Raw genomic sequence first — 15,474 nt, 5'->3', positions numbered from 1 at the left:
GTAAATGATATCAAATATAATTAGGACATAAAAAAGTGAAGGGAATGATATGAAATGTATAAAAAATTTTTGGACATGTTAGAAAAATATTTATCACCTATAGCAGCAATGGTATCAAGAAATTACATCTTGATGGCTATAAAGGATGCTTTCATTTTAAGTATGCCATTTACAGTTGTAGGATCATTAACTGGTCTTGTTAAATCACAAGGAGACTTTTGGTTTGCTAAATGGGGAGTTTCGTTAGATGGTATATTAGGAAAAATATTAAATATATTTGGAAATGTAAATGTTGTAGCCATGGGATTAGTTGGAGTAATAATAGTTTTATCATCATCATATTATTATGCGGAACATCTTTCTAAGGACAATAAAGATGTTATGCCAATGACTGCTTCAATAATAGCTTTTGTAACTTATTTTGTAACAATTCCAGATAAGATAACTATTGGATCAGAGTCAGCATCAGCATATACAATAAACTTTTTCAATTATGAAGCTATGTTTACAGCTCTTATAGTAGGACTTGTAACAACATATCTTTATGCAAAGTTTATGAAATCAAAATTCACAATTAAGCTTCCAGATACAGTGCCACCAATGGTATTTAATTCATTTAAAGCAATCATACCATTTTCTGGAGTATTATTAATATTTTCAACACTTAGAGTAGTAGTTGAATCTTTTGGATTTGAATCAATTCAAAAATTAATTGCTCAATTTATAGTTGCTCCTTTATCTAATGTTGGTACAGGCTTGCCTGCAGTAATTATTGTAATATTAATAATGCAATTACTTTGGTTTTTTGGAATACACGGATTCTCAATTATGTGGGGATTAATTTCAGTAATTTGGATGCCAATATTTATGAAAGATATTGATATATATATGAAAACAGGAAGCTTGGAAACAATTACACATGTTGCTCCAAATACCTTAAGTAATGTTTATGCAATGATAGGAGGATCTGGTTCGACCCTTGCATTAGTAGTGCTAATGCTTATTATGGCACCTAAGGGATCATCAGAAAGAGCAGTAGGAAAAGTTGCATTAATACCAGGATTATTTGGAATTAATGAGCCAGTATCATTTGGGTTACCAATAGTTTTAAACCCAACTATGTTTTTACCATTTGTTATGGTACCAATTATTAATGCTGTAGTAGCATATTTTGCAATTAGTTCAGGTTTGGTTACTCCTTTGGTAGTTTTAAATTCAGGTGCAGAACCAGTATTTTTAAATGTACTTGTATTAGCAGGATTTAGATGGTCACCAGTTATATTATATGGAGTATTATTCATATTAGATATGTTCCTTTATGCACCATTTTTAAGCTTACAATTAAAACAAAATAAAACACAAGAGAATGCGTAAAACAAAATTTTAAAATACTAGGTAGGGTGAATGTCGTGAAAAATATACATTATATTAATCATACTCATTGGGATAGAGAATGGCTAAGAAGTTCAGATACCTACAGAATTAGGTCTGTATATATGTTTGATTTGTTGATAGAAATACTTAAATCAAATGATGAATATAAATATTTTACTTATGATGGACAAACAGCTGTACTTGATGATTATCTCAAAATAAGACCACAGAATAGGGAAATAATAAGTAAATACGTTAAAGAAGGAAGAATATTAATAGGCCCATGGTATACTCAGCCAGATTTAGCTTTAGTAAGTGGTGAATCATTACTTAGAAATCTTATAATAGGAAGTAATATAGCTGAAGATTTAGGGCATTGTATGCAATGCGGATGGATACCAGATGCATTTGGACAAATACAAAGTACTCCACAAATATTTAAAGAACTAGGAATGAAATCTATATTTGCATGGAGGGGATTTAACTATGAATATACTAATGATTCAGTGTTTTTGTGGGAAGCACCAAATGGAGATTCCCTATTAACAATTCATTTCCCTCTTGGATACGGATACTACAGATATTTACCAGAAAATAAAGATAATGCAGTTAGTGATATTATTGGATTCACTGAAAAGATTGAAAATAGATTTAAAGATGGAGAAATACTTTTAATGGGTGGAAGTGATCATACTAAACCACAAGAAAGTATTGCTAAAACATTAAAAGATATTAAAGCAGATATGGAAGGTAAAGGATATACTATAAAACAATCAAATCCTGAAATATTCACTGATGCAGTTAAAGAAAGTATAAGAAAGAGTAGCAGGACACTTGAAGTATATAAAGGGGAAGCAAAGTCAGCAGCCCTTGGAAGAATACATGCTGGAATTACTTCAACTAGAATGGATATTAAAAGTGAGATGAAAAAATATGAAAGCTTATTACCATTAGTTGTTGAACCAATGTCTATAATAAGCAAAACAATAGGTGGAAAATATGATCAAGATATATCCAACTATTATTGGAAAACAATATTTAAAAATCAATTCCACGATTCCATTTATTCATCATCACCTGACTCTATAAATCAGACTGTAAAAAATAGATTATTAAATTTAAGGCATGGTTTAAATGAGCTTATATGGTTAAATATAAGAAGCCTAAAAGATAAACTTGATTTTACAGGATTAAAGGAAAATGAAGAAGCTGTAGTAATGTTTAATACATTGCCGTATAAAAGAGATGATTTAGTTTTATTAAGTTTCATATCTAAGGAAAAAGAATTTATTTTAAGAGATAAGGATGATAATATAATCCCTTATGTAATAGTAAATTGTAAAAGAGAAATAAATACTGAAATTGAAGATTTTAATGGTTCTAATAATTTCCACGATGCTGGAGAAATACTAGAAGGAACTAAGTATAATATTCAAGTGAAAATAAAGGCAGATATACTTCCTACAATGGGATATAAGGTTCTTAAAGTGACTTATGGCAAGCCATACACTGGAAAATTAAGTGGAAATGTAAAATTAATCAAAGATAAAACTTTCGAAAATAATTTCTTAAGAGTAAATATTAATGAAAATGGAACATTAAATATATTAAACAAAGAAAATAATGAAGAATATAATAATGTACATTACTTTGAAGAAAAAGGTGATGATGGAGATGAATATAATTTTTCTCCTCCAGTTGGTGATGAAGTAATAGTTACAAAGAATATGAAGCCAATAGTTGAATTAATGGAAAATTCACCTTATGAAATAAAATATAAAATTATATATAATATGAATACACCACTTGAATGTGTAGATCACAAGAGAACTGCTGAAAGAGTAGAATGGACAATTGAAAGTGAAGTATCTTTAAAAGATAACAGCAAAACAATTGATTTTAAAACTATTATAAATAATAAAGCTAAAGACCATATACTTAAAGCAATCTTTGAAGATAAAGAAGAAAGTTCTAAAAATATTTCAGAAGATCATTTTGGAACTATTATAAGGAATAACGAAATATTAAGTCAAGTGGGATTAAAAAATGGTGCAACAGAAGAAGAATTACCAATTTATCCAATGCAAAGATGGGTTAAATTAAATAATACAAAAAATACTTTTGCAGTTTTAACTCAAGGTCCTTGTGAATATATGATATATAACAATAAGGAAATAGCGCTTACTTTATTTAGATCCGTTGGTAAACTTGGAAAAGCTGATTTGTTGATAAGACCGGGAAGAAGCTCAGGATATAGATTGGATGCACCATCATCTCAATTAATTCAGAAATTGGAACTTGAGTACTCACTTTATCTTGGAAATGAAGAAAATATATCAGAATTAACAAGAAAAGCTAATATCTTAAGAGTTCCGGTACCTTCAAGACAACTTAATATATTTACAAGAGAAAAGCATGAAGATAAACCATGGGAGACTTCTATAATGGAAATTGGAGAAGAAGTTGAGATTATAGCATTTAAAGTGGCTGAATCTAAAGATGGCTACGTGATCAGATTATTAAATCCATCAAATACGAAGTTGAATGATATTAAAATTAAAACTAAGTTCCTAGGAAACAAGGCATATTTATCTACACTTAAAGAAGAGCCCAAAGAAGAATTACCTATGAAAGATGGAACTATTATAATTCCTGAAATAAAGGATAGAAGTTTTGTTACTATATTAATATGTTAAATTAGAATATATATGTTGCAATTACTTTTATACATTTTTATATACTGGTATTTACTTAGTCTATAAATATTTTTAATGAAATTTTATTATTGCAACATATATATAATAAAAGTGATATTTTACAATGGTAAATTTGAATAAATTCCTGATTTTAGTATAATTAAAGTATTCAATAATATGGGAAGATAGGTAGAATATATGAGTTTGCTAAAGAAGTATCAGGATAATGAAGAATATATGACAAAAACAGAAAAATTTTGTTTTGAAACTTTATTAAAAAGTAAGCAAATAACAGCTGATATAACACTACAAAAAATAGCTGATTATACAAGCGTTTCAACTACAACAATTTTTAGAATGATAAAAAACCTAGGATATGATTCTTTTAAAGATTTTAGATTTGATTTGATATATGCCAAGAGAGATAAAATTCCAGATGGAGAAAAAGAAAAAGAAACATTAGATTATATGGAAGAAAAGATATTTGAAACTATATCACTACTTAGGGAGATTAATGTAGATGATATTGTAAATGATATCTTAAAAGCAAGAAGAGTAATGGTGTGTGGAAGTGGAATGAATAACTATATAGGCGAAATTCTTGAAGTTAAATTAAACTTGTGTAATATTGATGCCAAATATAGAGATGATAATTGGCTTATGTACCTTGAAACTTCAAATTTAACTAGTGAAGACCTTGTTATTATACTTTCTAAAAGTGGAGAAACTAAAAATCTTGTTGATATCGTAAAAAATATAAAGATAAACGGAGTTACTGTTGTTTATATAGGAGAAGTTGGAAGTTCAACCATTGGAAGGCTTGCAGATCACAAAATAACAGTGGCAAAAGTAAGTGAAGAAGGAATAGATATGGACACAAGATTACATGTCCATTTGGCAGTTAATTTTTTAACTAAAAGAATAATTGAAAAAATTCAGAGTACTAGAAATGAGAGTTGAAAATGGAGAATAATATAAAACTAGAAGAAATAAAAGAGATTATACATAAAATAGGAAAAAAATTATGTGATAAGTTACAAGATGAAAAATTAAAAAATATGTTTTATGATTGCTTTGTAAATACAATAGATACTACTGTTAATATTGGAGACAATGATACATTTGTGATAACTGGAGATATTCCTGCTATGTGGCTTAGAGATTCAACTTCACAAATAGAACATTATTTACCATTTGTAAAGGAGTACCCTTTATTAGGTGAAATGTTTAGAGGCCTTATTAATAGGCACATACACTGCATAAAGATAGACTCTTATGCTAATGCTTTCAACATTGAAGATAATGGAAATAAGTGGGACAATGATATCACAAAGGATAGTCCATGGGTATGGGAAAGAAAATATGAAGTTGATTCAATGTGTTATACAGTAAGAATGATATATAAATATTGGAAGAAGAGTTCTGATGAGAGCTTTTTTAATGAAGATATAAGAGATGTATTTAAGACAATCATAAGTCAATTCAAAAAAGAGCAAAGACACTTTGAAGAGTCAGATTATAGATTTACTAGACTAAATTGCCCTTATCAAGATACATTGCACAATAATGGATTAGGAAATGAAGTTTCATATACTGGAATGACTTGGTCTGGTTTTAGACCAAGTGATGATGCTTGTAAATATGGATATCTAGTGCCGTCAAATATGTTTGCTGTTGTAGCTTTAAGGTATATTGAAGAAATTGCAGAAAAGATATATTATGATCATAAATTAGCGGAGAGTGCAAAGAAGTTAAGTAATGAAATTGAAGATGGAATTAACAAATTCGCAGTTGTTGAGCATGAAAAATATGGAAAGATATATGCTTATGAAGTAGATGGAAGAGGAAATGCCCTTCTTATGGACGATGCAAATGTTCCAAGCCTTCTTTCTATTCCTTATATTGAGTATAGAACATATGATGATGAGATATATCAAAATACTAGGAAGTTTATATTAAGTAAAGACAATCCATATTATTATGAGGGAAAAGATGCAAGGGGAATAGGTAGTGCACACACTCCAGAAAATTATATTTGGCATATTGCACTTTCAATTCAAGGTTTAACAACGGAGAGTAAGCAAGAGAAGATGGAGCTTTTAAAAACTTTAATTTCAACTGATGGAGGCAAAGGGTTGATGCATGAAGGATTTAATTGTGATGATTCGCATGAATTTACAAGGGAATGGTTCGCTTGGTCAAATTCTATGTTTGCAAATTTTGTTTATGAAACATTGTTAGAACAGTAGGGTATATACTAGTATATTTTATATAGTTGTTAAAAGTAATGGGACTGTCGCACTAAGAGAAAACCCCACAAGATGTTGTAAATATCTATTATTTATAAACACATTATCTTGTAGAAAATTTTCTCCATGCGACAGTCCTATTCGTTTTTAGCTTTTAATTAAAAACTAAAAACGAATGTTTATATGAAGATCGAATTCTGTTAGGCTGCTATGAAAAAAATAGCTTAACATTTTGTAGAATTACTTGTTCTTTAAAAACATATAAACTTATCCTTCCATGGAAAGGATGTTGTATTCTAATGAAACACATTGTATTTCTTTTGTTTGAGAAGAGTAATGTTTAGATAACTTAACATAACGTTTTGAAAAGGAGACTAATTATGAATAGTGTAAGTGATTTTAAAGAAGAAATAGATGAATTATTATCAAAGATGACTTTAAAAGAAAAAGTTGGACAATTAAATCAAAGACTTTATGGATGGGAAATATATAAAAAAACCAAGACTGGATATGAATTAACAGATACATTTAAAGAAGAGGTTAAAAGATGGGGAGGAATTGGAGCAATTTATGGACTATTTAGGGCAGATCCTTGGTCAAAAGTTAATTTTGAAAATGGAATAGATAAAGAAGATTCATTTAAAGTAATAAATATGATTCAAGAGTATATAAAAGAAAATACAAGAATGAAAATTCCAGCAATTTTTTCAGAAGAGTCCCCTCATGGTCATCAATCTTTAGATGGAGAAATGTTTCCATGTAATATAGCAATTGGATCAACATGGAATCTAGATCTTATAAAAGAAGTTTCAGAATGTATATCAGATGAATTATCTGAAAAGGGTGCAAATTTAGCGCTAGTTTCTACTTTGGATTTACTCAGAGATCCAAGATGGGGGAGATCAGAAGAGTGTTTTAGTGAAGATCCATATTTATGTGCTAAGTATACAGAAGCAATAGTTGATGGATATCAAAAAAATAATTTTGAAAATAATGTAGGTGTTGTATTAAAACATTTATGTGCTCAAGGAGCGGCTGTTGGAGGTCATAATTCAGGTGCTGCTAATATAGGAGAAAGAGAACTTAGAGAAATATTTTTGCCGCCAGTAGAATCAGGGGCTAGAAGAGGTGCCATAGGATTTATGGCAGCTTACAATGAGATAGATGGAATACCATGCCATGTTAACAAAAAACTGTTGAATGATATTTTGAGACATGAATATCAATTTAATGGCATTGTAATGGCTGATGGTTGTGCACTTGATAGGTTAACTATAATGACTAGAGATAAAGAAAAAGCAGGGAAACTAGCTATAGAAGCAGGGGTAGATATAAGTCTTTGGGATGATATATATACAAATCTTCATAGAGCAGTTGAAAATAAAATAATAGATGAGTTGTATATAGATGATGCAGTTAGAAGAGTATTGTATGTTAAATTTAAATTAGGCTTATTTGATAAGAAAAAACGAAATAAAAAATCATATATAGATCCATCTATAATAAACAAGAAGGCAGCTAGTGAAAGTATAGTATTACTTAAAAATAATGGAGTATTACCACTTAGTAAAGAAAAAAAGAAAATTGCTGTTGTAGGACCAAATGCTGATACACCATATAATCAACTTGGAGATTATACATCTCCACAACGTAAAAATGCAGTTAGTACAGTATTAGACGGAATTAAGAAATTTGAATCCAATAATATAACTGTAAATTATTCAAAAGGATGTAGTATTCGAGACATTAGTAGATCAGGATTTGAAGAAGCTATTAATTTAGCAAAAAATTCAGACTATACAATAGTAGCAATTGGAGGATCTAGTGCAAGGGATTTTGATCTGAAATTTGAGAATAATGGTGCAGCATTGATTGATGATACTAAAAAAGATGTAAATTGTGGTGAAAATGTTGATCTTGCTAATTTAGATTTAGATGGGTTACAGGTGGAGCTAGTAAGAGAGTTAAGTAAAACTGGAACAAAGGTAATAGTTGTTCTAATTCAAGGAAGACCTCACTCAATAGAAAATATATTGGATTCTAGTGATGCAGTATTATGTGCATGGTATCCGGGAAAGATGGGAGGAGAAGCAATAGCAGAAACGATATTTGGAATTAACAATCCAAATGGAAAATTAGCTGTATCAATACCTGTTTCATCAATGCAATTACCTTGCTATTATAATGCAAAAGATAGTGGTGCTAAAATAGATTATTTAGATATGAGTGGTCTTTCATTATTCCCATTTGGTTTTGGCTTGAGTTACACAAATTTTGTATACGATAAATTAAGAGTTGATAATGAGGTTACAATAGAGGATTTATTAAAAGGTAAAGAAGTTTCTATACATGTTAACATTAAAAATTGTGGTGATTTTGATGGATATGAAGTTGCTCAATTATATATTAGAGATGAAGAATCAAGTATAACAAGAAGAGTAAAGGAGCTTAAGGGATTTAAAAAGGTATTTATAAAATCAGGTGAAGAAGTAGATGTAGAATTTAAACTTGGATTTAAAGAACTTTCTATATGGGATTATAATTTAGAAAATAGAGTAGAGCCTGGAGAAGTTTCAATAATGGTTGGAAAAAATTCAATAGATTATATTGAAAAAGGACTATTTTTAATATAATTTTTATAAATAATATGAGCACATTATAGCTTAGTTGGGATTATAGGCATATATGAATGATAACATGAATCTATTATAGGAGATTAAAGTAAAAAGCTTAAATTTTATTAAAGATGATATATTAGACGAATACTTTTTATATAGGAATGATTAAATGTTTTAAGTTTAATCATTCCTATTAAATATATATTAAGATATATATTAAGGTTTTTTAAAATTTAATATTATATGCGTAATCCTAATATCAGCGTCATTCAAAATATGTTTCAGTATTAGTATTAGATTTATAAAGACTGATTTTCAGCCAAGTTCCTTTGAATTAATTTCATGAAGTTATCAGGAGTCACTATTTTTACTTTTGGATTCTTATTAAGCTTATTCACTACGTCATAAACATTATCCATAGTATTGCTCCAAACATGTACATAAACAAATGAATAAGAATTAGGATCATTTATGTTAGTATACCCAGAGTTAATTCGATTATTTATATTAGAAATAAGCTGATTTTCATCTTCTAATCCTAACCAAAGTAAATCTCTACAAGAAACTACTGGTTTATTATTTGACCATATTATTTTACCTTCATAACTGTTGTTTTTATCATAATTAAGATAAAGAAGGCCTTCTATATTAGTATGAGATGTGTATTTATCCTACAAATCTTTTCTATGAAAGGCTTCATCATCAAGAATCAATACATTATGTTGATCAATTTTTACCATATTATAGGCCCAATATTTATCTGTATATCTGCAATCTTTAACCAATTTATTAATTCTATGATTATTTAATATCAATTCTATAGATTCATCAATAGCAAGGGAGTCTTCTGAAGAATGATTTACATACTTTTCAATTAATTATATAAATTCGGATCAATGTGAATTATTAGCTAGAAGTGCATTATAAAAAAGTTTCAATTTTTATGTACAATATATTGACATAAGACCAAGATGAGATAGACTTAAAAAACTGTACAACTATAATTAATAATAGATGATTATATGGATTACTATAATAATTACAGATACCAATGGGTACTTAAAAAGCTTCCTAGCCTTTTTCATATGGAACATTAGTTTTATAACAGCCACTTTTTTATTATGCTAATTTATATTTAGTAATTTTTATTTCAGTGATTTAGTTCCTGACTTGCTGGCAAGTGTACTGGACTTAGTTTGATGACACAAAAAATAAAAACTTATAAGATAAGTAAGGCATGGCAGGGCTTTGAAAAAAAATTGGATTAAAATATATAAAATTAAAAAAGATATTGAAATGTAATTGTTTTTATTGTATTATATATATAAACACGAGTTCACTAAGCGTTTTATCTTACAGAAAAAGTATTTATAAATTATAGTTATACTTATGATGAAGTTATATTAGATATTATAAACTGATATAATTCAAAGTTATAAATGCGTAACTAATAATTCATATAGTAATAACTTACAGAGTTATAGATTATAGTATTTATAAATTAATAGGAAAGCCATTTATTAGACAGATGTAAGACAGTTAAACCATATAGTTGATAAATAAAAGATAAAGCATTATTCATGATTTTTTAGATTAATAAATTGAAATAATATCTATAGAGTGATGATACGTGTAGATTATATGAATTAAAAGATTGAATAAAAAGTATAAGAGTAAAACGAATCAAAAAAAGAATGTATGGATTTATTTTTTAACAAAAAATAAACGCGGGTTCACAAAATTGATTCATTATTGTATTATAAGCAGGTAATTTATAAGACCTTTATTTTAAGGAGAGATGTTATGGAAAAATTTAATTTAGGAATAGATATAGGAGGAACATTCATTAAATATGCCTTGATGGACAAGCGATACCGCATTAAAGACAAGTGGAAAATTGAAACTATTAAATACGATACTGCAGATGAATTTTATGACTATATATGTTCAAACATAAAATTAATTGATGAAATTGATGTAATCGGTATAAGTGCACCAGGGCTCATTGATAAAGATTCAAATGTTAAATCATATGCTGCCCCTAACGTAGCCATTATGTATGGCACAAATATAAACGATGAAATCAAGAAAAGAACACATAAAAAAGTGTCATCAATTAATGATGCAAAATCAGCAGGGTTATGTGAATTTGAAATAGGAAATGCAAAAGGAAGCAAATCTTCAGCATTTTTAATCATAGGAACGGGAACTGGCGGATGCATATGTGATGAAAATGGAGTTGTATATGGAAAAGATGCATTTGCAGGAGAGTTTCATAATATGCCTTTTGTAAACGATGAGATAGGTGGCCTTGATAAGATGGGTGATTATGCATCAATGACTGGGCTGATAAATATATATAACAGCAAAGCTGACATGGATGAGCAGGTACAGTATGGATATGAAGTATGCAAGAAGTACTTAGATGGAAACAAAACAGCTGAATTATCAGTAGATGAGTGGATAATAAACATAGTAGCTCAATTAATTGTAATTACAGTTTTCTATAATCCAGAAGTTATATGCATAGGTGGAGGAATATCAGAAGAAGATTGGTTTATCAATAAAGTAGAGGAACAGTATAAGAAGACCTGCATTGAATATCTTGAAGCAGATTTCATTACTACTAAAATTGATAGATGCAAGTACAATAACGATGCCAACATATTAGGTGCAATTATAAATGCTTCTATAAAAAAATAGAGTGTTTTGTTTCAGAAAGAAATAGTTTAAAAATAAATTTATATATAGGTTAATATCAAATAATTAATTTACATTAATGTGAAGGAGTGGATATAGTGATATACGAAAAGCTAGATAAATTCAAAGATGATTTCCTATGGGGATCAGCATCAGCAGCGTATCAAGTTGAAGGTGCATGGGACAAAGATGGGAAGGGAGAAAGTATATGGGATTTATACACAAGAATACCTGGAACAACTTTTAAAAATACAAATGGTAATGTTGCAGTAGATCATTACAACAGATATAAAGAAGATGTAGCTTTAATGGCTGAAATGGGATTAAAAGCCTACAGATTTTCAATTGCATGGACACGTATATATCCTAATGGAAGAAAAGAAATAAATGAAGAAGGTTTAAAGTTCTATGAAAATTTAATAGATGAACTTATAGCAAATGATATTAAACCAATAATTACATTATATCACTGGGATTTACCTCAGCATCTTCAAGATTTATACGGTGGATGGGAATCAAGAGAAATAATTAATGATTTTAATGAATACTGTATAACACTATTCAAGAGATTTGGAGATAAAGTTAAGCACTGGGTATCATTAAATGAACAAAATGTATTCTTAACATTGGGTTATTTAACAGCTATGCACCCACCAGGCGTTAAAGATCAAAAGAGAATGCTTAATGCAAATCATATTGCAAACTTAGCTAATGCTACAGTAATTGAGTCGTTTAAAACTTACGTGCCTGATGGTATGATTGGCCCAAGCTTTGCATTTGGACCTGTTTATCCATTCAGCTGCAATCCAAGTGATGTTTTATCAGCAGAAAATGCAGAGGATTTAAACTGCAACTGGTGGCTTGATGTTTACTGCAAAGGAAGATATCCAGCATTCGCATTCAAATATTATGAAAGACTTGGAATAGCACCAACTATTGAAGAGGGTGATCTTGAATTATTAGAAAGAGCAAAACCAGATTTTATAGGTATAAATTATTACCAAACAAGTACAGTTGCAATGAATCCACTTGATGGAGTGGGAGCATCTGAAGGTATGAATAATACAGGTAAAAAAGGAACTACTAAAGAAAGTGGACTACCTGGAGTTTATAAAAACGCAAAGAATCCATATTTAGAAACAACAAACTGGGACTGGGCAATTGATCCTGCAGGTTTAAGAATTGGATTAAGAAGATTAACAAGTAGATATAATCTTCCTATACTTATTACAGAAAACGGCCTTGGAGAATTCGATAAGCTTGAAGAAAATGATGTTGTAAACGATGATTACAGAATTAATTATCTAAGATCACATCTTAAGGCTTGTAAAGAAGCAATAACAGATGGTGTTGATCTTTTAGGTTACTGCACTTGGTCATTTACAGATTTATTAAGCTGGCTAAATGGATATCAGAAACGTTACGGATTCGTATATGTGGATAGAGATGAAAATGATGAAAAGGATTTAAAGAGAATTAAAAAGAACAGTTTCTATTGGTACAAGAATGTTATAAGTACTAATGGAGAAGAATTATAAATTTAGCTCATAATCAATTAATATAAATTACAAAAATTTAAGGAGTGATAAACAATGAAAAAAATATTATTAGTATGTTCAGCAGGAATGTCTACAAGTTTACTTGTAACTAAAATGAAAGAAGCAGCAAAGGCAAAAGGAATTGAAGTAGAGATAGATGCTCTTCCAGTAGCAGAATGCAGTACCGCTGTTGAAAGTGTAGATATAGTTCTTTTAGGACCACAAGTACGTTTCCAAAAACCAACTGTTGAAAAACTTGTAAATGGCAGAATACCAGTAGAAGTAATTGACATGAGATTATATGGAACTATGAATGGAAAAGCAATTTTAGAAGATGCACTAAACAAGATTAATTAAGAAAAGAGGTTGAATACAATGAGTTTTATGGAAAAATTTCAAGGTTCTATTGAAAAAATATTAGTACCTATAGCGTCAAAATTAAATGCACAGAGACATGTATGCGCAGTAAGAGATGCCTTTATATTATCATTCCCATTAACTATGGCAGGATCTTTAATGGTATTACTTAATAATGTTTTCTTATCAGCAGATGGATTTATGTTTAAAATATTACAATTTGGCAAAATATGTCCTGGCATAGTTAAATTCCAGTCTGTATTTGCTCCAGTTGTTAAAGGTTCAGCTGATATTTTCTCAATACTAATAGTATTTTTAATAGCCAGAAACCTTGCAAAATCACTTAAGGGTGATGATTTATTGACCGGATTAACAGGAATTTCTGTTTACTTTATAATCTATCCTGATTATTTTAGCAATGAAGGCGTAAATTATCTTACAACTAGATATACAGGTGCTCAGGGATTATTTGTAGCAATCTTAGTTGGCTTATTAGTTGGTGAATTAATGTCTAGATTATCAAATTCTGATAAATTAGAAATTAAAATGCCAGAACAAGTACCACCAGCAGTTGCAAGATCATTCAAGGTATTGCTACCAATTATTATTACAACTATATTCTTCTCAGTTATTAACTACTTTGTTAAGATGGTTGCGCCAGGTGGATTACATGAATTAATCTACAACATAATCCAAACTCCATTAACTAAAATGAGTCAAAGCATATTCTCAGTACTTATATTATCATTCTTATCTCAATCACTTTGGGTTATGGGGATACATGGACCAAATACTATAGCAGCAATAAGAGATACTATGTTCTCAGAAGCAGGTAATGCAAACCTTTTATACGTTGCTAATCACGCTACTGCATGGGGGGCTCCTTATCCAATAACATACAGTGGTTTAGCAAGTGCTTTCTCTGAATATGGAGGTTCAGGATGTACATTAGGTTTAATTATAGCTATGTTAATATTCTGTAAAACAAAGGAATCAAAGAGTATAGCTAAACTTTCTTTAGCACCAGGAATATTCAATATAAATGAAATGGTTATATTCGGTTTACCAATAGTTTTAAATCCAATTTATATAATTCCATTTATATTAACACCAATTGTAAATATAATGATTGGTTATATAGCAGTTATGGTTCTTAAGATTATGCCACCAGTAGTAATTGGTATTCCTTGGACAACTCCAGGACCATTAATGCCTTTCTTAGGAACAGGCGGAAATATCACAGCATTAATTGTAGGATTCATATGTCTTGCAGTGAGTGTATTAATATATGCACCTTTTGTAATAGCAGCAAATAAAGCTGCAATTGTTGAAGCAGAAAATGAAATAGCAGAATCAATCTAATAATATAACTGCTGATGGAGTATGTTAAAGAATTTTATTGCATCAGGATAATAAATTAAAAAGTTTATGGATTGAGAAGAGGAGATTTACAAATGGAAGGAATTGAATTAATAGCTTTTGATATAATTAGTAATGTTGGAATGGCAAAATCATTAGCTGTTGAGGCATTAAGAGATGTCAGAGAAGGAAAGTATGATGAAGCAGAAAAGAAGATGAATGAAGCATCTGAATGTCTTGTAAAAGGACATCATGCACATACTTCATTGATACAAAAAGAAGCAGCTGGAGAAAAAGTTGAATTTTCATTAATAATAATGCATGCAGAAGATCAAATGATGGCAGCTGAGACAATTAAATCATTAATTGAAGAAATGATAGAAATGTTCAAGCAGTTAAATGATAAATAAGTTAAATAAATAAATATATTTATAAGGATACCTATATATAAATGCAGAAAAAGTGTTTAGAATATAGGTAATTCTTTATGTTTATAAATAATAAAAATATTGAAAAACAAAAGTAGATAATATAGTATTATAGTAGAAACACGAGTTTATGAGTAATAGGGGGATAAGTTTTT

At 29.2% G+C, this 15,474-nt stretch carries 11 protein-coding genes and 1 pseudogene; 10 read left to right on the top strand and 2 right to left on the bottom strand.

The window, feature by feature from the left end; all coding sequences use genetic code 11:
* Positions 1 to 54 precede the first annotated feature (54 nt).
* From BN2920_RS19185 to BN2920_RS19165, 5 genes are all read left to right on the top strand, one after another.
* On the top strand, positions 55 to 1,374 hold the full coding sequence (locus BN2920_RS19185; RefSeq protein WP_058296567.1) for a PTS sugar transporter subunit IIC: 1,320 nt from the start codon (positions 55 to 57) through the stop codon (positions 1,372 to 1,374).
* Positions 1,375 to 1,409: 35 nt separating this feature from the next.
* The gene (locus BN2920_RS19180; RefSeq protein WP_058296566.1) at positions 1,410 to 4,070 is read left to right on the top strand and encodes a glycoside hydrolase family 38 N-terminal domain-containing protein; all 2,661 of its coding nucleotides are present in this window, start codon (positions 1,410 to 1,412) and stop codon (positions 4,068 to 4,070) included.
* A 198-nt stretch (positions 4,071 to 4,268) separates the two neighbouring features.
* A complete protein-coding gene (locus BN2920_RS19175; RefSeq protein WP_058296565.1) occupies positions 4,269 to 5,030 on the top strand; it encodes a MurR/RpiR family transcriptional regulator in 762 nt (253 codons plus the stop codon).
* 2 nt (positions 5,031 to 5,032) lie between these two features.
* Complete coding sequence (locus tag BN2920_RS19170; protein ID WP_058296564.1) at positions 5,033 to 6,319, top strand: glycoside hydrolase family 125 protein; 1,287 nt, start codon at positions 5,033 to 5,035, stop codon at positions 6,317 to 6,319.
* A 380-nt stretch (positions 6,320 to 6,699) separates the two neighbouring features.
* The gene (locus BN2920_RS19165) at positions 6,700 to 8,952 is read left to right on the top strand and encodes a glycoside hydrolase family 3 N-terminal domain-containing protein (protein WP_058296563.1); all 2,253 of its coding nucleotides are present in this window, start codon (positions 6,700 to 6,702) and stop codon (positions 8,950 to 8,952) included.
* Positions 8,953 to 9,236: 284 nt separating this feature from the next.
* On the opposite strand, the pseudogene BN2920_RS21160 reads toward BN2920_RS19165, so the two are convergent.
* A pseudogene (locus BN2920_RS21160) lies at positions 9,237 to 9,596 on the bottom strand (GxGYxYP domain-containing protein); the annotation flags it as partial.
* 12 nt (positions 9,597 to 9,608) lie between these two features.
* Positions 9,609 to 9,812 (bottom strand): hypothetical protein, encoded by a 204-nt coding sequence (locus BN2920_RS22205; protein ID WP_338132753.1) that lies wholly within the window; start codon positions 9,810 to 9,812, stop codon positions 9,609 to 9,611.
* A gap of 928 nt (positions 9,813 to 10,740) precedes the next feature.
* On the opposite strand from BN2920_RS22205, the gene BN2920_RS19160 reads away from it, so the two are divergent.
* From BN2920_RS19160 to BN2920_RS19140, 5 genes are all read left to right on the top strand, one after another.
* The gene (locus BN2920_RS19160) at positions 10,741 to 11,640 is read left to right on the top strand and encodes an ROK family protein (protein WP_058296562.1); all 900 of its coding nucleotides are present in this window, start codon (positions 10,741 to 10,743) and stop codon (positions 11,638 to 11,640) included.
* Between the two features lie 95 nt (positions 11,641 to 11,735).
* A complete protein-coding gene (locus BN2920_RS19155; protein ID WP_058296561.1) occupies positions 11,736 to 13,175 on the top strand; it encodes a glycoside hydrolase family 1 protein in 1,440 nt (479 codons plus the stop codon).
* Positions 13,176 to 13,229: 54 nt separating this feature from the next.
* Complete coding sequence (locus BN2920_RS19150; protein WP_058296560.1) at positions 13,230 to 13,532, top strand: PTS sugar transporter subunit IIB; 303 nt, start codon at positions 13,230 to 13,232, stop codon at positions 13,530 to 13,532.
* Between the two features lie 18 nt (positions 13,533 to 13,550).
* The gene (locus BN2920_RS19145; protein ID WP_058296559.1) at positions 13,551 to 14,894 is read left to right on the top strand and encodes a PTS sugar transporter subunit IIC; all 1,344 of its coding nucleotides are present in this window, start codon (positions 13,551 to 13,553) and stop codon (positions 14,892 to 14,894) included.
* A gap of 92 nt (positions 14,895 to 14,986) precedes the next feature.
* Positions 14,987 to 15,301 carry a PTS sugar transporter subunit IIA gene (locus BN2920_RS19140; protein ID WP_058296558.1) on the top strand — a complete coding sequence of 105 codons (315 nt, stop codon included), beginning with the start codon at positions 14,987 to 14,989 and terminating at the stop codon, positions 15,299 to 15,301.
* The last annotated feature ends 173 nt before the right edge of the window (positions 15,302 to 15,474 follow it).

Origin of the sequence: Clostridium neonatale (assembly GCF_001458595.1) — a bacterium.
Taxonomy (GTDB): Bacteria; Bacillota; Clostridia; order Clostridiales; family Clostridiaceae; genus Clostridium; species Clostridium neonatale.
Note: the sequence above shows the minus strand (reverse complement) of the source record. Positions and strands in the feature narration are given on the sequence as shown.